Source organism: Chryseobacterium sp. CCNWLW53, from assembly GCF_037083525.1.
Taxonomy (GTDB): domain Bacteria; phylum Bacteroidota; class Bacteroidia; order Flavobacteriales; family Weeksellaceae; genus Chryseobacterium; species Chryseobacterium lathyri.
The window spans coordinates 733,649-752,010 of the sequence record NZ_JBAOJR010000001.1; the positions used below are offsets into that span (position 1 = coordinate 733,649).

General features: G+C 37.2%; 20 protein-coding genes and 2 pseudogenes. 19 read left to right on the forward strand and 3 right to left on the reverse strand.

The genetic code is table 11. The annotated features are described in order from the left end of the window. Positions 1–12: 12 nt before the first annotated feature. Positions 13–222, reverse strand: a complete 210-nt coding sequence (locus V6R96_RS03405; protein WP_111953919.1) for a hypothetical protein — start codon at positions 220–222, stop codon at positions 13–15. 98 nt (positions 223–320) lie between these two features. Continuing rightward, on the reverse strand, positions 321–953 hold the full coding sequence (locus V6R96_RS03410) for a DUF1579 domain-containing protein (protein WP_336378004.1): 633 nt from the start codon (positions 951–953) through the stop codon (positions 321–323). A gap of 140 nt (positions 954–1,093) precedes the next feature. Between V6R96_RS03410 and V6R96_RS03415 the strand changes: the two genes are divergently transcribed. The 18 genes and pseudogenes from V6R96_RS03415 (at position 1,094) to V6R96_RS03500 (ending at position 14,296) form a co-directional block, all read left to right on the forward strand. After that, positions 1,094–1,771, forward strand: coding sequence for an NrtR DNA-binding winged helix domain-containing protein (locus tag V6R96_RS03415; RefSeq protein WP_111954392.1), 678 nt, complete (start codon positions 1,094–1,096; stop codon positions 1,769–1,771). 253 nt (positions 1,772–2,024) lie between these two features. Then, a complete protein-coding gene (locus V6R96_RS03420) occupies positions 2,025–2,567 on the forward strand; it encodes an NADAR family protein (RefSeq protein ID WP_336378005.1) in 543 nt (180 codons plus the stop codon). Positions 2,568–2,595: 28 nt separating this feature from the next. After that, positions 2,596–3,144 carry a 2OG-Fe(II) oxygenase gene (locus V6R96_RS03425; RefSeq protein ID WP_336378006.1) on the forward strand — a complete coding sequence of 183 codons (549 nt, stop codon included), beginning with the start codon at positions 2,596–2,598 and terminating at the stop codon, positions 3,142–3,144. A gap of 71 nt (positions 3,145–3,215) precedes the next feature. Next, positions 3,216–3,551: a hypothetical protein gene (locus V6R96_RS03430; protein WP_336378007.1), complete on the forward strand. Its 336-nt coding sequence runs from the start codon at positions 3,216–3,218 to the stop codon at positions 3,549–3,551. Between the two features lie 2 nt (positions 3,552–3,553). After that, positions 3,554–4,408, forward strand: a complete 855-nt coding sequence (locus V6R96_RS03435) for a hypothetical protein (protein WP_336378008.1) — start codon at positions 3,554–3,556, stop codon at positions 4,406–4,408. A 3-nt stretch (positions 4,409–4,411) separates the two neighbouring features. Then, entirely contained in the window at positions 4,412–5,482 is a 1,071-nt protein-coding gene (locus V6R96_RS03440; RefSeq protein WP_336378009.1) for an adenylosuccinate synthetase, read from the forward strand. Positions 5,483–5,534: 52 nt separating this feature from the next. Beyond that, a complete protein-coding gene (locus tag V6R96_RS03445; RefSeq protein ID WP_336378010.1) occupies positions 5,535–6,131 on the forward strand; it encodes a DUF4291 domain-containing protein in 597 nt (198 codons plus the stop codon). Positions 6,132–6,366: 235 nt separating this feature from the next. Further along, entirely contained in the window at positions 6,367–6,564 is a 198-nt protein-coding gene (locus V6R96_RS03450) for a hypothetical protein (RefSeq protein ID WP_336378011.1), read from the forward strand. Positions 6,565–6,575: 11 nt separating this feature from the next. Next, positions 6,576–7,376 (forward strand): annotated as a pseudogene (locus tag V6R96_RS03455) (TIGR02452 family protein). Then, positions 7,373–8,014 (forward strand): DUF4291 domain-containing protein, encoded by a 642-nt coding sequence (locus V6R96_RS03460; RefSeq protein WP_336378012.1) that lies wholly within the window; start codon positions 7,373–7,375, stop codon positions 8,012–8,014. The pseudogene V6R96_RS03455 and the gene V6R96_RS03460 overlap by 4 nt, the downstream one beginning before the upstream one ends. Before the next feature lie 5 nt (positions 8,015–8,019). Next, on the forward strand, positions 8,020–8,526 hold the full coding sequence (locus V6R96_RS03465; RefSeq protein ID WP_336378013.1) for an O-acetyl-ADP-ribose deacetylase: 507 nt from the start codon (positions 8,020–8,022) through the stop codon (positions 8,524–8,526). A gap of 4 nt (positions 8,527–8,530) precedes the next feature. Further along, entirely contained in the window at positions 8,531–9,217 is a 687-nt protein-coding gene (locus V6R96_RS03470) for a Sir2 family NAD-dependent protein deacetylase (protein ID WP_336378014.1), read from the forward strand. 8 nt (positions 9,218–9,225) lie between these two features. After that, positions 9,226–10,133, forward strand: a pseudogene (locus tag V6R96_RS03475) (ADP-ribosylglycohydrolase family protein). 11 nt (positions 10,134–10,144) lie between these two features. Further along, positions 10,145–10,687 (forward strand): RNA 2'-phosphotransferase, encoded by a 543-nt coding sequence (locus tag V6R96_RS03480; RefSeq protein ID WP_336378015.1) that lies wholly within the window; start codon positions 10,145–10,147, stop codon positions 10,685–10,687. 2 nt (positions 10,688–10,689) lie between these two features. After that, complete coding sequence (locus tag V6R96_RS03485) at positions 10,690–11,445, forward strand: metallophosphoesterase family protein (RefSeq protein ID WP_336378016.1); 756 nt, start codon at positions 10,690–10,692, stop codon at positions 11,443–11,445. Positions 11,446–11,748: 303 nt separating this feature from the next. Then, the gene (locus V6R96_RS03490; protein ID WP_336378017.1) at positions 11,749–13,473 is read left to right on the forward strand and encodes a hypothetical protein; all 1,725 of its coding nucleotides are present in this window, start codon (positions 11,749–11,751) and stop codon (positions 13,471–13,473) included. Between the two features lie 141 nt (positions 13,474–13,614). Further along, positions 13,615–13,896: a hypothetical protein gene (locus V6R96_RS03495; RefSeq protein WP_111953889.1), complete on the forward strand. Its 282-nt coding sequence runs from the start codon at positions 13,615–13,617 to the stop codon at positions 13,894–13,896. Further along, on the forward strand, positions 13,886–14,296 hold the full coding sequence (locus V6R96_RS03500) for a hypothetical protein (protein WP_336378018.1): 411 nt from the start codon (positions 13,886–13,888) through the stop codon (positions 14,294–14,296). Before V6R96_RS03495 ends, V6R96_RS03500 begins: the two co-directional genes overlap by 11 nt. Before the next feature lie 35 nt (positions 14,297–14,331). Here the strand turns inward: V6R96_RS03500 and V6R96_RS03505 are convergent, their stop codons facing one another. Further along, the gene (locus V6R96_RS03505) at positions 14,332–15,213 is read right to left on the reverse strand and encodes a cupin-like domain-containing protein (RefSeq protein WP_111953885.1); all 882 of its coding nucleotides are present in this window, start codon (positions 15,211–15,213) and stop codon (positions 14,332–14,334) included. Between the two features lie 433 nt (positions 15,214–15,646). Here V6R96_RS03505 and V6R96_RS03510 point away from each other — a divergent pair, with 433 nt between their 5' ends. Further along, the gene (locus V6R96_RS03510) at positions 15,647–18,322 is read left to right on the forward strand and encodes a carboxypeptidase-like regulatory domain-containing protein (RefSeq protein WP_336378019.1); all 2,676 of its coding nucleotides are present in this window, start codon (positions 15,647–15,649) and stop codon (positions 18,320–18,322) included. Positions 18,323–18,362: the final 40 nt, after the last annotated feature.

An 18,362-nucleotide genomic window follows, 5' to 3' on the forward strand; every position in this document is an offset into this window, starting at 1 on the left:
TCTTTTATTTTTTTAGAAATTTCGCTGTTTTTCGATAAGGTTGGCTTGTATCACCAAAGCACCGAGGCCGAGGATGACTTCAGCAATTCCCAAAGTTCTTACAAGATTGATCCCGCATACGAGACATTCAGGTTCCGGGAAAGGTTTTTTCCCTACAACAATGATCAAAACTCCTCCTATGATAATAATGACCACGATAAAGGCTCTTAATAATGTTTTCATGATGGTATAATTTTTTATTTTCTATACCAAAGTTGAGCATATCTGTCATAAAATTTATAAGGAAAATCACTGTTTCACTGCGGTGATTTCACTTGTTTTTATTTCTTTCTGGTGAATTTTATTTCCATGGTTTTATATTCTTTCCCTGTCTTAGAATCAGGACCATACATTTCCATGGTGTGATTGTTGGCATCCGTAAATGTGTAAACCTCTCTGAAATCACAATCTTGTCCAGGTCTTGCCGGATCAGTCATCTTACCTTTAAGTTCAATAGATTTCTTGGAAGGGTTCCAGTCTCCTTCCGCATGCATGATTCCCGTTCCCATGTTATCGACCCAGGTACTTACAAACTTTTTCTTAGCGTTGTCGTAGCCCATTATGCTCATTCCTTCAAACGGCATTCCCATAAAGCTTCCTTTGTAAGTACTGTGCTGATATCTTCCTTCAAAGATCATTTTATTTGTACATTCAGATTGGCTGGTTACAGGTTTTGAATCTTTCTCCATCCAGGAAGTAGTTGCTCCGGTCCAGCTTCCGTCATATAATGCCAGCGTTTTGTGCATCTCACCGGGTGTGGCGTAGTCCATCCAGGCTTTTGTCGCAGCAGCAGAATCTACAGGTTTCCATTCTGCAGAATCTGTTTTAGCTAAGCTTTTTTCAGTTACAGGCTTTCCTTTTTCACAAGCGGTCAAAAGAAAGACTATTGAAAATAATAACAATAGATTTTTCATAATCAGTTAATTTTAAGTGGGTTATTATAAAATAAAGTTAGTTAATTTTATTATTCTGTCAATTCTTTTTTGATTTCGTTTATTAATCTTACCTTTGTGTATTGGTAACGCAAATTAGAATTATGGGATCTTCAAAAAAAATTCAGGATATTAAAGTGGCTGTTGATGCCGTTATTTTCGGATACTTTGATAAGCAGGATCTTCAGCTTCTTTTGATCAAAAGAAAAATTGACCCTTTCAAAGGAGGCTGGGCGCTTCCGGGTGGTCTTGTTCTGGATGATGAAAATCTGGATGATGCAGTGAAAAGAGAACTTCACGAAGAAGCAGGCATAAAGCCCGATTTTTTGGAACAACTCTATACTTTTGGTAACGTTGGCCGCGATCCACGGAATAGAGTAGTTTCTGTGGCTTATTTAGGCCTTGTCAACCCATCCTATCATGAACTGTTTGCAGATTCTGATGCAGAAGATGCCCAGTGGTTCAGCGTAAATAAACTTCCATCACTTGCCTTCGACCATAAATCCATTATTGATATTGCGTTAAACAGACTCCGTACCAAGCTTCAGTATCAGCCTATCGGCTTTAACCTCTTGAATGAAGAATTTCCTTTTTCTGACCTTGAAAATCTTTACAGAACTATTGTTGGGCGTGAGATAGACCGCAGAAATTTTCGCAAAAAGATCATGAGCTATGGTCTGCTTAACGAAACCAATAATGTTAAAAAAGAAGGCAGCGGCAGGCCCGGAAAACTTTTTACTTTCAATAAGGAGAAGTATGAAGAACTTGAAAAAGAAGGCTTCTATTTCGAGCTCAAATAATCTTTACTTTAGACGAATCAAGTTCGAATTTACATAAAAAACTTATCATTTACCATTTTAAAATCATTAAACTTAAATTTTAGTTTGATGTATTTTTGTTATATTTCGTGAAAACATTAGTGTCATTAGTGTTTAAAATACTTAATTTTTAATATTGATAATCAATATGTTAAAGATTTAGCGTTAAAATAACACAAATAAATTTTGTACATAGAATTATATTGTTTTACATTTGTGTAATAATAACGCAATCATGAAATACACCTTACAAAATAATATTGAAAGATTTCAGAGAAAAGAAAGACTTGAATTTCTGTTCTTCTGGGGACATACGGTAAAAGATGAGATCACAAAGTCTTGTTTCAGTCAATGGTTTCCTATTCAATTTGAAGAAAATGGAATACTCTATAAAACCGCGGAGCATTATATGATGGCCGGAAAAGCAAGGTTATTTGATGATCAGGAGATTTTAGAAAAGATTTTAAGATCTGAAACACCTAACCAGGTCAAAAGCCTAGGAAGAAAAGTCAAAAATTTTGATCCGAAACTTTGGGACGGGCATAAATATGAAATAGTAAAAAGAGCTAATCTTTTGAAATTTTCCCAAAATTCAAAATTTAAAGATTTTTTATTATCAACTGATGATAAGATTCTGGTTGAGGCCAGTCCTTATGACAGGATCTGGGGAATAGGAATGCTGGAAACTGATCGCAGAGCCAAGAATCCGCTTCTTTGGGATGGAGAAAACCTGCTGGGCTTTGCTTTGATGGAAGTAAGAGACGAGTTAAGAAAATAAACACAATCACTAAACACAAAATTATATCATGGAAAAAACAGAACTTCACCCGCAGATATTTCTAATTGAAGATTTCCTGACCTCCGATGAGTGTGATGAATATATTGCTATGGCACAGGGAAAAGTATTTGAAGAAGCGAAGATCAATATGAATGGGCGCCAGATGATGAGTAAAGGCATCAGGAATAACGACCGACTGATGATTTTTGATAACGATTTGGCAGAAGATCTTTTCAGAAAAGCAGCAGAATTTCTTCCTCAGGAACATGAAAATTATAAGCTTCAGAATTTTAATGAAATGTTCAGAGTTTATAAATATTCTCCGGGGCAGCGATTCAAAATGCATCGGGACGGAAGCTACATCCGGAATGAAAATGAAAAAAGTTTCTATACTTTTCTAATCTATCTGAATGATGATTTTGAAGGAGGAGAAACAGAATTTGAAAGTTTGTTCACAGTAGCCCCAAAGAAAGGATCTGCTCTGGTTTTTTACCATCCGCTGAGACACGAAGGGAAAACTCTGATCAGCGGGCAGAAATATGTTTTAAGAACTGATGTAATGTATTCCAATAACTGACAATCTGTAATAGGATATGCATTACTATGCCTATTCCTTTTAGCGTAAAAACAACACAAAATAAATAAAAAATGGAAAGCGGACTAAAACCAAGATTCATAGAGTCGTTACAGAGAAATAATGACCAGATAAGAGAAGACCGTGCACGCACCATCGGGGCAGATTCCGAATTGATCTACAGGCGCAGGGTTGAGGATATAGAACTGAAAATAAAGAGACTGGAGAGAGAACAGGAAGGCCTCATTGATATCAGTCCTTTAGACAGGAACAGCCTCACATTTGCAGACTTTCAGCCCGAGGCATTTGTTCAGAAAGATATAGAATATTCATTAACCCTCAGAAATTTAAATATTCAGTTAGAAATCGCAGTAAAAAGATTTGAATATTTATTCGGTAAAACATTTTAATTATGGGAAGTACAAGATACGATATGGACGCTCGTTTCGACAGAGCAAGAAAAGAAGGTTACGGATCTAAATCCGCAGGTGAAATTTTCACTCAGAATGCAAAACGAAAAGCACATGAATCTATGAATCCCAAAGGGGTTTCTTTCAGAGAATCCAGAGATTCTGAAGTGCACCCGAACTCTGTTCCCATTATTTTGGGACTGGATGTAACGGGCAGTATGGGACATATTCCGCACGAGCTCATTAAAGAAGGACTTCCAAAATTAATGGGCGGAATTATCCAGGGCGGCGTTCCGGATCCGGCATTATTATTTCTGGGAATAGGTGATCATGAATGTGACGCGTACCCTTTACAGATTGGCCAGTTTGAATCCGGAGATGAGGAGCTGGATATGTGGCTGACACGGACTTATATTGAATCCGGTGGTGGCGGAAATGCTGGAGAAAGTTATCTGTTGGCGTGGTACTTTGCCGCTTTCCATACGAGAACCGATGCGTTTGAAAAGAGAAATCAGAAAGGGATTTTGTTTACGGTAGGTGACGAACCTTGCTTAAAAACGCTTCCGGCATCAGCAATCAGGGAAATTATGGGGACAGGGCAGCAGACTTATACGCATCACGAATTACTGGAAGAAGCGAAAAAGAGATATGAAGTGTATCACATTAATGTTCTGCATTCTGATCAGGCTATGAGAGCAGATAGAGGCTGGAAGGAATTATTAGGACAAAACTGTTTATCAATAGCCGATCACAGAGAAATTCCGAATGTAATTAAAGAAGTTATCTGTAACACATTTAAAAATAAAACGTTCAAATCTGCAGGTAAACACGGTTTTGATGATATTCAAATGTTTTAAGTCATGAAAAAGGCACAAATAGTAATAGGTCTGGGTTTTGGTGATGAAGGAAAGGGGATCACTACTGATTTTCTGGCACAACAAAACCCGGAGTCTGTTGTCATCAGGTTTTCCGGAGGCCAGCAGGCCGCACATACCGTAATGATTGATGGTAAAAAACATATCCATTCCAGTTTTGCAAGTGGAGCACTTCGGGGTCTGCCCTCTTATTTTACAGAACATTGTACGATTCATCCGGTATTTTTACTGAATGAAAGAAAGGAATTATTGGAGAAAAACGGAAATATTGAACTGCATATTCACCCATTGGCAAAAGTAACCACTCCGTTTGATGTCTGGCAAAACAGAACCAATGTAAAAAACCTGGAACACGGAACCTGCGGAAAAGGTATTGGAGCAACGATGAAAAGACAGGAAAGTCCTTACAAACTATTTGCCGCGGATTTAATAGCTCCAAGAGGAATGCTGATCGAAAAGTTAAAAGGAATAGCCTATTATTATGGTTTTATGGAAGAGGATCAGCTGGAAAAAGCGCTTCAGGATTTTCTGGGTGCCGTAGACCGGATCGATTGGAAAATAGATGATTATACTTATCTGAATTCATTTGAAAACTTAATTTTTGAGGGAAGCCAAGGAATTTTATTGGATATGGATCACGGAGTATTTCCCAATGTAACCTATACCCATACCACTTCAAAAAATGCTTTTGAGATCTGCAGGCTGTTGAACATTGAGGATATTGAAATGTATTATGTGACAAGGATTTATTCCACACGTCACGGAAATGGCTGGATGAGTAATGAAAAAGAATTGGTGCTGAAAAATAATGAAGAGGAAACATGTGTCTTTAATGATTATCAGAAGGAACTCCGTTTTGGAGAACTGGATTATGATCTGCTGAATTATGCTCTTCTTTTGGATGGAGCTTACGTTGCAGCAAGCAAAAAAAAACTGATTGTGACGTGTCTTGATCAAACAGATGAACAAATTAAAACAGAAAATTTAAAAGTGAAATTTGATGAAGTCTACGGATCATATTCCCCATATTCAAAAGACTTTAAACAAATTTTATAAACCAAATAATGGCTTTATATTTAGTGATAAAAACAGAGCCGAATACAATACAATGATGAAAGAATTTGAAATAAGAGCAGATTACGGCAGAGATACGATTGTGATATACCAGTCATACAATGAGCAGATTGCAAAATCTGCCGTGATGAATCAGAAGTTTTCTGCTCCTTTTTCATTCAACAGGATGACATGGATCAAACCTTCTTTCCTCTGGATGATGGAACGGAGTAATTACGGACAAAAATCCGGACAGGAATGTACTTTAGCCATCCATATTAAGAGAGAGGCCTGGGAAAAGGCATTGAGTAAAGCGGTTTTAACTTCTCCCGAAAAAAGGGTATACCCTAATCCGGGGACCTGGGAAAAAGAATTTAAAAAAGCAGAAGTCCATGTGCAGTGGGATCCGGAAAGGAATATTAAAGGTAACAAACTGGCGTACCGTTCTATTCAGGTTGGAATCAGCCGGTACCTGATTGAAGAATTTAATAATGAATGGATCGTTAAAATAGAAGATTATACGCCTTTGGTAAAAAAGATCTTAAACCTTACAAAGTTGGGAGAATATGATAAGGCAAAAAAACTGTTACCCATTGAAAAATTGTATCCGTTGCCGGCTGAGCTTGCTCTTACAATAGGGGCAAGTATTTAAAAAAAACAAAAGAAATGAAAACAATAAGTCTTTACAGACCGGTAGGAGAAAAAGAAATGATCCTGATTGTAGAAAGTGGATATAAAAATTTCCACCAAGACTGGAATGGCAGCCTATATTTTACCCTGTACTAGATGAAAGCTATGCTTCAGAAATTGCTGAAAAATGGAATACAAGGGATGAAGCTGGAAATTATCTCGGATTTGTTACAAAATTCGAGGTTCCGGAAGAAATCATGAATCAATATCCGGCTCAGAATGTGGGTGCGAGAAACCATAATGAATTGTGGGTTCCGGCGGAAGAGCTGGAAAGCTTTAATGATGCGATTGTTGGGAATATTGAGGTGATTAAAGTATTCATAGGAGACGAGTTTACAAAAGAGACAAGTCCTGAATTGGAAAGCCTGATATTAAATATTAAAAAATTACCATGACAAATAAAGGGATGGCAAAAGATACCTTAGAGATCTTAGCCAAGACATATTATATAAACGAAGAAAACGAAAAAATAACGATAGAAAAAGAACTTGAAATCTGTAAAAAAGAAACCGTTTTATTTTCACCCGAAGAACTTGCTGAAATGGCAAAAAATGAACTTCCGGAACTCGATTTTGAAACAAAGATTGAAATTTGGAATTGCAGTTCCTTGAAAGCAATATTAAAATTAGCAGATGAAGAAAATCAGAAAAAATTAATGTGTCTGAATTTTGCGTCAGCCAAAAATCCGGGCGGTGGATTTATCAACGGTGCTGAAGCGCAGGAAGAAAGTCTGGCCAGAACATCAGCATTGTATGAAACTTAGCTTCAGGCGGAAGATTATTATAAGATTCACAGAGCAATGGAGTCTTGTTTTTATACCGACATGATGATTTACAGTCCTAAAGTTCCTGTTTTCAGAAAAGATAAAGGAGAATTATTACCGAAACCTGTTTTGTGTAATTTTATTACTTCTCCTGCGGTCAATGCCGGAGTGGTAAAGCGGCAGGAACCGGAAAGAGCAGATGAGATATGTGATGTCATGGATATTAGAATGGATAAAATGCTTGCTTTAGCCCTGAATCAGGCAAATGAAACCCTAATTTTAGGCGCCTGGGGATGTGGAGTCTTCAGAAATGATCCAAAAGAGATTGCAGGTTTATTTAAAAAGCATCTTCATGGGAAATATAAAAATAAATTTAAAAGAGTGGTTTTTGCAGTCTTGACTAAAAATGAAGAGATGCTGAAATTGTTCGAAACAATATCATGAAACTTAAATTAAAAAAATATAAAGAACAACTACAGGATTGGCCTCAAAAAGGATATCACATCATGGCTCAATATGATGAAGATAAAATCATAGTCTATCAATCTTACCGAAAGGAAATTGGAGATTTTGCGTTTGAAAATCAATATTTTGGTGGAGGATTTAGTCTGGAAAGGATGACATGGATAAAACCTAATTTCCTTTGGATGATGTATCGAAACGGCTGGGGAAATAAAGAAGGGCAAGAATATGTTTTGGCGATTCATCTGAAAATGTCTGCTTTTAAAAGGTATCTGGAGAATGCAGTCTATTCTACTTATAATGATAAATTAGGAATTTCCCGTCAAGAATGGCAGAATCAGGTGAAACAATCTTCTGTACGATTACAATGGGACCCGGATCATGATCCTTTTGGAAACAAGCTGGAGAGAAGAGCGATACAAATAGGTTTAAGAAATGAATTTACCCGTTCTTTTGCTCGGGAAGATATTCTTTTAATAGAAAATATTTCAGATTTTGTAAAAGAGCAGTACCAGTTTGTTTTAAGGGATGATTTGGATAATCTGATTATTCCGGAAGAAAAGCCTCTGTTATTCGATCAGAAAAGATTAAATGAAAAGCTAAGATTAGATGACAACTAATTGCCATGAAAACTGAATTAACAAAAGGAGACATCACAAAAATCCCCGCATATGCTATTGTCAACGCAGCCAACTCATCACTGCTTGGCGGAGGTGGAGTAGATGGAGCTATTCATCGTGCAGGTGGAAAGCAGATTTTGGAAGAATGCATCCAGATCAGGAACAGACAGGGAAAATGCAATACAGGAGAAGCTGTGGTAACTTCAGCGGGAAACCTTCCGGCAAAATATGTCATTCATACTGTAGGGCCTGTCTGGAATGGAGATATCGAAAGAATGTCAAAACTTCTTTCAAATTGCTATAAAAACTCTTTACAGCTGGCAGAAAGCCTGGGTGCTAAAACCATTGCTTTTCCAAATATCAGTACAGGAATCTACAGGTTTCCAAAAGAATTGGCTGGAAAAATTGCTGTAGAAGCAGTACAGAATTTTCAGGCAGAGAATGTTAAGAAAATTATTTTTGTATGCTTTGATGACGAAAATGAAATGATTTACAAAAAATTATTAGATTAAAACAATGAAAAAACTAACCATATTAAGCGGTGCAGGAATCAGCGCCGAAAGCGGAATAAAAACATTCAGAGACGGGGATGGTCTCTGGGAAAATCATAATATAACCGATGTGGCAAGTCCTGAAGGATGGAGAAAAGACAGGGAATTGGTTCTGGAATTTTACAACCAGAGAAGAAGACAGCTTCATGAAGTTGAACCTAATGAAGCCCATCTATTGGTCGCAGAACTGGAAAAATATTTTGACGTTCAGATCATTACCCAAAACATAGATGATCTGCATGAAAGAGCCGGATCAACCAATATTCTTCATATTCACGGAGAATTGTTCAAATCCTGCTCTTGTAATAATAAAAACCTGATCTACGAACAGAAAGGAGATATACGAATTGGCGACAAAGCAGAAGATGGAGCTCAGTTAAGACCTTTTATAGTGTGGTTTGGGGAGGATGTTCCTTTGTACAAGACTGCGCAGGAAAAGGTAAAAGAGGCCGATATTTTGGTCGTTATAGGAACATCTCTGCAGGTGTATCCGGCAGCCGGACTGATCCATGACATCAAAAATGACTGTCTGCTGGTAGTTATCAATCCTAACGAAACAGGATTCGGATATGGACAAAGAGCCGTAGTGATGAAAGAATCCGCAACAAGAGGTATGCAGCTGCTATTTGATAAACTGGTAAACCTTGCCTGATGGAAAATATGGTAAAAGCCGGAATTTTTGGAGTGTGCATTGGGGATGCGCTGGGGGTTCCGGTTGAATTTAAGAAAAGAGAGGATTTAAAAAGATTTCCCGTTACGGGTTATCTGGAATTTATGTCATGGAACCAGCCCAAAGGAACATGGAGTGATGACAGTTCGTTAACTCTTTGTCTTGCAGAAGAGCTCACGAAAGGCTATGATTTAGAAAAAATTGGACAAAGCTTTGTAAAATGGAACAAATATGGACACTGGACAGCTCACGGAAGACTTTTTGATATTGGTGGAACCACAAGACACTCCATTGCAAGATTGATCAAAGGAGAAAGCGCAAGGTTTTCAGGAAATATTTTTGAAGAAGATAATGGGAATGGTTCTTTGATGAGAATTCTTCCCTTAGCTTTTTATCTTAAAAATGAAGAAAATATCGAAAAACTGTATCAAACGGTAAAAGAAGTCTCTGCAATTACCCACGGACATTTCCGTTCTGTTTTTGCATGCTTCATGTATGTGGTTTTCGCTATAGAACTCATTAAAGGGAAAAGTAAAAAAGAAGCTTTGGAATACGCTGATATTAATGGATTTAATCCTAAAGAAATAGAGCTTTTTCATCGTGTTTTAAAGAATGATATTTCAACCTATAAGGAAGATGAGATCAAAAGTGGCGGCTATGTCCTCCACAGTTTAGAAGCCTCGCTTTGGTGTTTTCTCAACTCTGAAACTTATTCCGAAGCTGTATAAAAGCAGTGAACCTGGGAGAAGATACCGATACAACCGGAGCCATCACAGGAGGAATTGCAGGCATTTACTACGGATTTGAAAATATTCAGGAAGAATGGGTTTCCGAACTTGTAAGAAAAGGAGATATTGAAGTTTTATGTGAAAAGCTTCAGAAAAAATTAATGAATTAAAGACAAAAATCATGAACGAAATACAAAACAAAAGAATAAGCAAATTTCTAAGCCTTATTCTGAGGCATCAGCCCGAGACCATTCAGCTGACACTGGATGAAAACGGATGGGTAGATGTTGATGAACTCATTACAAAATCTGCAAAAGGCAGAATGCATTTCAGTTTTGAAGAGCTGGAAGAAGTGGTGGAAACCAATAATAAAAAACGCTTTGCTTTTAATGAAGATAAAACCAGGATCAGAGCCAGCCAGGGACATTCCATTGATATAGATCTGGCCCTGAAACCGGCACAGCCACCCGATTTTCTGTATCACGGAACAGCAGAAACCAATATTTCTTCTATTCTGGCAAAAGGAATTGATAAAAGGAGCCGCCAACATGTTCATTTAAGCTCAGACAAGGAAACAGCTGCAAAAGTGGGAATGCGCCATGGAAAACCTGTGATTCTGACTATAAGAACAAATACAATGCATGAAGACGGAATACCGTTTTATCTTTCGGCAAACGGAGTGTGGCTGACAGATTTTGTGGATGCCAAATATATTTCAAAGTAAAGATGGACAGAACATTAGTTATTGGTGATATCCACGGAGGATTTAAAGCATTAAGGCAGGTTTTTGAAAGAGCGGAAGTAACAAAGGAAGATATACTTATTTTCCTGGGAGATTATGTTGACGGCTGGAGCGAATCTTCTCAGGTTATCCGTTTCCTCATGGAATTTTCCGAAAAGCAGGAATGCATCTTCATTAAAGGAAATCACGATGCCTGGTGTGAGGAATGGATGTCCACTGGAGAAAGACAGGATGTATGGTTATTCAACGGAGGAAAAAGCACTGTAGAAAGTTATAATGACTACTCATTGGAAGATCTGGCTTTACACCTGGAATTCTTTCAAAGGATGAAAAACTATCATGTAGATGATCAAAACCGGCTGTTTATTCATGCAGGCTATTCCTCTATGCACGGACCTGAAAAAGAAATCTATTCCAGCAATTACCGTTGGGACAGAACCTTGTGGGAAACGGCAGTCGCAATGGATAAGAAATTAGCGAAAAATTCAGAACTCTATCCGAAAAGACTGCTTTTGTACAGTGAGATATTTATAGGGCATACACCGACACTAGACATAGGAATCAGTCATCCTGTCAATAAGGCCAATGTCTGGAATATGGATACGGGAGCAGCTTTCACGGGTTCACTGTCAATAATGGATGTTAATACCAAGGAATTCTGGCAAAGCGATCCGCTTCCTACTTTATATCCGGATGAAAAAGGCAGAAATAACGATAGTGCAGGAAAGCAAACCTTATGAAAAAGCATCCCAAATTTTCAACATCCACCAACCTTATAGGTTTTTAAAATCTATAAGGTTTCTATTAATAACAGCGCCCCGGCTATTAATTTTTTTTCTCCCGCAGATCACAGATCTTTTTCTGAAATAACGAATAACCAAACGAAAATCCTTGATTTTCTGGCGCCTTAAAACAGCACTAAGATTAAAAACCCTAGCGTCCTTGCGATAATCCAACATCACAAAACAGACATCAATAAATCCACAATTTCCCTTTCCCACCCAAATCATATTAAGTAATTTTGAAGCTCAAAAACTGCTTCAATGAAACTGAGATACCTCCTGATTTTCCTGACTACATCTTTGCTTTTCGCTCAAAATTCATTTCAGACCCCTTTTGAAAAAGGAAATAAAAACCAAACGGTTACTTATGATGAAATGAATAGCTATTATCAGAACCTGGCTAAAAGCTTCAATACCGTCCAATACCTTAAAAAAGGAGAGGACGATAATGGAAGGCCCATTTATGTGGTGATTTACAATCCCTTTTCCGAAAAAGATGTTGAAAAACTCAGAAAAGACAAAGCCATTATCTTTGTGAACAACGGAATTCACCCGGGCGAACCGGACGGAATAGATGCCACAATGATGCTTATAAGGGATCTCGCAACCGGGAAAGTAAAAGCACCACAGAATTTTATTATAGCAGCTATTTCCGCCTATAACGTTAGTGGAATGCTGAACAGAGGCTCCCACTCCAGAGCTAATCAGAACGGTCCCGAGCAGTATGGTTTCAGAGGAAATGCAAGGAACTATGACCTGAACAGGGATTTCATTAAAGCAGATTCAAAAAATGCAAGAAGCTTCCAGGAAATTTACCAGTGGCTGCAGCCAGATGTTTTTATTGATAACCATGTAAGTAATGGAGCTGATTATCAGTATACTTTTACTTATATTTCTACCTTCAAGGAACGCCTTGGAGACACATTGGGAAATTACTTTTACAATGATTATCAGGCTAAAAACCTTGAGGATATGAAAAAACTGGGCTATGAAAGCACTCCTTATGTTAATATTCACGGAGATATTCCGGATGAGGGATTTGCTGCTTTTGAAGACTCTCCGAGATATTCTACAGGCTACACATCGCTCTTTAATTCGCTGGGAACAGTTCCTGAAACGCATATGCTGAAGCCTTATGATAAAAGAGTGGATGCGACATACAAATATATGCTCGTGAATCTTCAGAATTTAGACAAGAATTACAGGAAAATAAAACAGCTCCGTCTTGATAATTTGAAGCAGTATAAACCCGGAATGCAGTACGGAATCCGTTGGAAAATAGATTCAACCAGGTTTTCTACAATGGATTTCAAAGGCTACGAGGGAAGCTATAAGCCAAGTGATATTTCCGGAAAGCCAAGACTCTATTACGATAGGAATAAACCTTTTACCAAGAAGATTAAGCTCTTCATGACAGCCGTTCCTACGGGATATATCACCATTCCTAAATACTATGTAGTTCCACAATCCCAATACCGTGTGATCGAAGAGCTGAAAAGAAATAAAATCCTTATGACTGCTCTTAAAAAAGATAGCACGGCAATGGTTGAGGCTTATAAAATCAAAGACTTTAAAACGGTTAAAAATCCATACGAAGGACATTATCTTCATTATGATACCAGTGTGGAAACTGCAAAAAGGAATTTGGTTTTTTCAGCTGGGGATTATTTAATTCCAACAGATCAGCCTGGTGTAAAATATATCATTGAAACCCTTGAGCCTGAGGCTTTAGACTCTTTTTTTAACTGGAATTTATTTGATGGAATCCTGGCGCAGAAAGAATATTATTCCGCCTATATTTTTGAAGACACCGCTTCAGAATTACTAAAGTCAGATAAAAAGCTGAAAGATGCTTTTGAGGCCAAAAAAATATCAGATAAAAAGTTTGCGGAAGATGGAACGGCCCAACTCGACTGGATTTACAGAAATTCTCCTTACTTCGAAGAAAAGACATTCAGACAATATCCGATTTATAGAATCTTATAGAATTTTATATTTGACTTAAATAACTGATAATCAGAATTTAATTTACAGGTTTTTCACGCCTGAATAAAGGGTGTTTTTCCTGATAACTTTGGTACATATTCGGACGAAATTTGCTTTATAAAACCAATAAAAACTATAGTTATGGCAACTAAAAAGCATTTTTTCGTTTCACTGGAAGGAGTAGATCTTTCGGATGAGCAGTTGAAAAACATTGACAGAGGAATTCAGAACGTAGTTCTTTCTGAACTTTCAAAGATTGATAATACCCAGGCTTTCGGGGCTCACAGAGACTTCAAAGGATTGGTAAGACCATTGAAAATTAAAGACTGGTTTCCGTGGGGAATCATTATTTTCAAACCCGGAATTGATATTCAGAGCCAGTTGAAAGACATACAGTCTCAAATCAAAAGCTATGGAGGCTAATTCCAATACTTCAAAAAAGATGTGTCCCAGTTATCTAGGAAAAGTTGGGGCACAGCTTTTCGGGGTGGTCAGCAAAGAGGGGAAGGTACAGTTTATCACACCGCTCGCCGTCACAGAAGATTTTCTGCAGCAGAATAAAGATAAAAACAATCTTGAGCAGAGATTCCGTTTTACCGGAAAATGTGTAGAAAAAGGCTGCGCACAATGGAATAAAGAAGAGTCTAAATGTTCCCTATCCCGGAAAGTTCAGAATTTGGATTTTCATAAAGAAACAGAGCTTGTCTTTTGCCCGATCCGGTCTCAGTGCAGATGGTTCTCTCAGGATGGAAAAGAGGCCTGCTTTTCTTGCAATGAAGTGACACGAAATATGGAAGAACTGCTTGTAAATATGGAAGAATAAAAAAGACGCTTCAAATTGAAACGTCTTTTTTGTTTTTATTTTGGTAAGCCCCTTTTTAAAGCAATTTCTGCTCTTTTCACGGCTACTTTTTCTTTCCAGTCCATATATTTCTTTTTGAAATTGGACTTCATGATATCATCAAATTTACGCTGCACGGTAAGATTCCATAAAGAATGAGCCTTTACTGCCCAGGATTTGTCCCAGGCTCTTAAAGAGATAGAGAAACTTCCGTCCAGGTATTTCATCCAGTGCCACCATCCGGTAGGCATAAAAAGAGTATCACCATGCTCAAGGAAGCACTCAATTCCTTCTACACCATCCAGTGCAGGATATTTTTCAAAATCAGGATTGTCGATATCATAATCTTCCAGTGCATAGGTTGCATAAGGAAGTCGGTACAGTCTTTCTTTCCACTTGTATTCAAACAGCTTTACATGTTTTCTTCCGTTGAAATGAGTATGGAAAATGTGCGCCATATCAATGTCAAAATGAAGAAATGTAACAGAACCTTTCCCTCCAAAAAACATGGACGGATATTTATCAAGGAATCCACCCATCAGTTCTTTTGGAGAAATATAATCTTCCAGTAATTTTTTAGCGTGTTTTATAGGGTCAAAAAAGAAAATTCTCAGATCGGTAGGCTCTTTTTGGATGAGGTCTATATAATCTGCGAACTTCATTTTTGTAGTGGGCGTATTGATGGGAGCGGCAGGATCGGCCTTTTTAGAATCATAAAGAGGAACCTCTACATCACCTACTGCTTCCTTTACATAATCCATGGTCCACTTTTGGTAAGCAGGCCAGTTTCTTGCCATATTTTTAATGACAACGGGCCTTCTGGGCTTTAGATATTTTTCCGTAAACTCTTCCTGAGTAATATCATCAACAACATCTATAGGCTTTAAAATAATTCCCATTCTATAAATTTTATGTTACAAAATTATTAAATAAATATATATGAATCAGTGTTTAAGTATTTTTTAATCTATGATTCAAATCATTTTTAACTATTTAGACTAAATAAAAAATTAAAAAAATCATTTTTTTCTTAAGAACTCTTAGCTATTTCTCAATATTAGCCATTATTATTCAAAAAACGTACAGACGGTCAACAATAAGATTCTAAATAAATTAAAATTTTGGAATCAGATTTTTAAAGAATTAATAAGCCAAACAAACTATCGAAATGAAATTTACATCCTGTTACTTCAAATGATATACGAAATGGGTGAAATTTAAATATCACTAAGTTTATAGTGCTAAAGCATTTAACCTTTATCATTAAAATACATCTTTATAAAAGTGTAACAAAAAACACAAGCGACAAACTAATTAAGCAAATAATAAATTATGAAAGGAAAGATTTCTTTATTTCTGATGCTTTTTTTCACCGTGCTCACCTTTGCGCAGAAAACAGTGTCAGGGAAAATTACCGATGAAGATGGATCTGCTATTTCCAGTGCCAGTGTTACGGTAGAAGAACCAGGCAAAGATGCTATTTTGGCATATGGAATCACCAATTCCAAAGGAGAATATAAAGTGACGTTTACATCTGCAGAACCTAATGTGGATCTGAAAGTAAAAGCATTCAACCAAAAAACCCTGACCAAACAGATCAGTAACAGCGACCAGACTCTGACTTTCAAAATGCAGTCTGAAGCTACAGAAATAAAAGAAGTCCAGCTGAAAACAAAGATGATCACGGCAAGAGGCGATACCATTGCTTATGACCTTAAAGCTTTTGACAGTAAAAGCGACAGAACACTTGCCGATGTAATGAGAAAAATTCCCGGTATTGAAGTCAATAAAGACGGAACGATTCTTTACCAGGGAAATGCCATCAATAAATTTTATGTGAACGGAAAAGATCTGATGGAAGGCGGGTATGGGACGATTAACAATTCTCTTCCCAAAGATGCAGTGCAGAAAGTAGAAGTTCTTGAAAACCACCAGCCGGTAAAAATTCTTCAGGATAAAGTGCCTTCCGATCAGGCAGCGATCAATATCAAGTTAAAAAACTCTGTTACCATGACCGGAAGAGGAGAGGTCGGGACAGGATTCGGAGACCCGTGGTTATGGAATGTTAAACTTACCCCGATGTTTTTTGGACAGAAAAGCCAGTGGGTGGTGAATTACAAAACGAACAATATGGGTGAGCAGGTGGAAAATGAAGGGAATATCTTAGCTTTCGGAAGCCGGTTCGAAGGAAGAAGGATTAATGCTTCTCAAAATGACTGGCTGAATGTAGAAAACGCAAGTACACCCAACCTTCCGGTAAAAAGATATTTAATGAACAATGTGCATTATCTGTCAGCCAACTATCTTACCAATATCGACAAAAAGAAAGAGTGGGAGCTTAAAGCCAATGCCAACTATACCAATAATGCGGTTGAAAGAGAATCTTACAGCCAGACAGATTATTTTGGGGGAAGCTCCAATATTGTAAACATTCTTAATAATTTTTACACAGATAAAGCGAAAGGAGAATTAATATTTACAAAAAATGCTAAAAAAGGATTCTTTAAAAACACCACAAGTTTTTCTCAATATTGGAATGCAGACAGAGGAATTGTTGATAGAACGGATGCCGCAAACGGAGTAAAAAGACACGCCGATGAAGCAATAGAATCGCCAACAACATCTTTTCAGAACTCCCTGAGTACCATTATTCCGTGGAAAGAAAAAATGGTGAATCTTTTATCTTTTATAAGTTATCAGACCGATAAACAGACACTGAAAGTTTTTCCGGCTTCTTATCTGGATATTCCGGGATTCACTCCCGAACCTAAGAATTTTGCAAAACAAAACTTGAGACTTAAAACAATTGAAGCCAATCATTCTGCCAATATCGGGTTCTCTAAAAAGGGGTGGACCTTCACTCCGGAAATTGGATTTAACTTTAAAACAACAGATTTAGTTTCAGATTTATCAAATATTATAACGGCAGGAGCACTTCCGGCAGCCTATAGTAATGATCTTAGATATACTACGGCAACACCTTACGGAAGTTTGGGAGTAAATTATAAAAACGATTCATGGATGTTGTATGCCAATTTTCCTGTAAACTCTAATAACATTAAAGCGGAAGATCCGTTAAGAAATGTTGCTAAAGATGTAAATAAGGTGACTTTTGAACCTAGTGTTTTTGCACAGTATACTTTTGCCTCCTTTTGGAAAGCTTCGGTAAATGCTAATATTAATAACAATTTTGGAGAAATAAATACGGCTTATTCAGGATTCTTAATGACCTCTCCTGGCGGAATCAGTGCCATGGATATCAATAATCCGATACCTCAGAATAATAATAAATCTGCAGGAACAAGGCTGGAGTATAGAAACCCTTTGAATAATTTATTCTTCAACATCAATTACAGATTTTCAGACGCTAAAAGAAACCTGATTTCAAATCCTTTGATCAATGGGGCAGGTTATACCGTAATGCAGTATATAGAACAGGATAATCATGTATTAAATAATGGCTACAGTGTAGAAGTGGGAAAATACTTTCCAAAGTTCAAAACAAATGCCTCCCTCAGTTACAGCAACAATACAGCAAAATCTGATGCATTCCTGAATAATAATTCTTTTACAAACAACAACAACAGCCAGTCATATGGGATTAAATTCAATAATACCTATTTCAGCTGGATGAGCATAGATTATAATGCAAGTATCTCCAGAACAAAGCAAACCAGTACAGGAAATATAAACTCCAATGCCACCAGAACCGGGTTCACGCATAATCTTGGAGCGTTCTTCTATCCGGTAGAAGACCATACTATCGGATTCAACTGGGATCAGGTAAATACAAATGCAGCCGATCAAAAATACCACAACGGATTCTATGACGTTTCATATCAATTTACCTGGGCCAAAAAGAAAATTGATTTTGAACTTAAATGGATGAATATAGCCAACAAAAAAGTATTCGAAACATATGATATCAATACCACGAATATTACTTTTACAAGATATCAACTTCGCCCAAGCCAGGTTATGTTTACCGTGAAATTCAACTTTAAGTAAAAAAAAACAAAAACCAATCTCACTGAGATTGGTTTTTTAT

Bases quoted from the DNA above. Each gene is read 5' to 3' on its own strand.
- V6R96_RS03405 (WP_111953919.1), bottom strand. From the start codon at position 222: ATGAAAACATTATTAAGAGCCTTTATCGTGGTCATTATTATCATAGGA.
- V6R96_RS03425 (WP_336378006.1), top strand. From the start codon at position 2,596: ATGGAAAAAACAGAACTTCACCCGCAGATATTTCTAATTGAAGATTTC.
- V6R96_RS03440 (WP_336378009.1), top strand. From the start codon at position 4,412: ATGAAAAAGGCACAAATAGTAATAGGTCTGGGTTTTGGTGATGAAGGA.
- V6R96_RS03470 (WP_336378014.1), top strand. From the start codon at position 8,531: ATGAAAAAACTAACCATATTAAGCGGTGCAGGAATCAGCGCCGAAAGC.
- V6R96_RS03465 (WP_336378013.1), top strand. From the start codon at position 8,020: ATGAAAACTGAATTAACAAAAGGAGACATCACAAAAATCCCCGCATAT.
- V6R96_RS03480 (WP_336378015.1), top strand. From the start codon at position 10,145: ATGAACGAAATACAAAACAAAAGAATAAGCAAATTTCTAAGCCTTATT.
- V6R96_RS03410 (WP_336378004.1), bottom strand. From the start codon at position 953: ATGAAAAATCTATTGTTATTATTTTCAATAGTCTTTCTTTTGACCGCT.
- V6R96_RS03430 (WP_336378007.1), top strand. From the start codon at position 3,216: ATGGAAAGCGGACTAAAACCAAGATTCATAGAGTCGTTACAGAGAAAT.
- V6R96_RS03510 (WP_336378019.1), top strand. From the start codon at position 15,647: ATGAAAGGAAAGATTTCTTTATTTCTGATGCTTTTTTTCACCGTGCTC.
- V6R96_RS03445 (WP_336378010.1), top strand. From the start codon at position 5,535: ATGATGAAAGAATTTGAAATAAGAGCAGATTACGGCAGAGATACGATT.
- V6R96_RS03500 (WP_336378018.1), top strand. From the start codon at position 13,886: ATGGAGGCTAATTCCAATACTTCAAAAAAGATGTGTCCCAGTTATCTA.
- V6R96_RS03450 (WP_336378011.1), top strand. From the start codon at position 6,367: ATGAATCAATATCCGGCTCAGAATGTGGGTGCGAGAAACCATAATGAA.
- V6R96_RS03495 (WP_111953889.1), top strand. From the start codon at position 13,615: ATGGCAACTAAAAAGCATTTTTTCGTTTCACTGGAAGGAGTAGATCTT.
- V6R96_RS03460 (WP_336378012.1), top strand. From the start codon at position 7,373: ATGAAACTTAAATTAAAAAAATATAAAGAACAACTACAGGATTGGCCT.
- V6R96_RS03435 (WP_336378008.1), top strand. From the start codon at position 3,554: ATGGGAAGTACAAGATACGATATGGACGCTCGTTTCGACAGAGCAAGA.
- V6R96_RS03485 (WP_336378016.1), top strand. From the start codon at position 10,690: ATGGACAGAACATTAGTTATTGGTGATATCCACGGAGGATTTAAAGCA.
- V6R96_RS03420 (WP_336378005.1), top strand. From the start codon at position 2,025: ATGAAATACACCTTACAAAATAATATTGAAAGATTTCAGAGAAAAGAA.
- V6R96_RS03505 (WP_111953885.1), bottom strand. From the start codon at position 15,213: ATGGGAATTATTTTAAAGCCTATAGATGTTGTTGATGATATTACTCAG.
- V6R96_RS03490 (WP_336378017.1), top strand. From the start codon at position 11,749: ATGAAACTGAGATACCTCCTGATTTTCCTGACTACATCTTTGCTTTTC.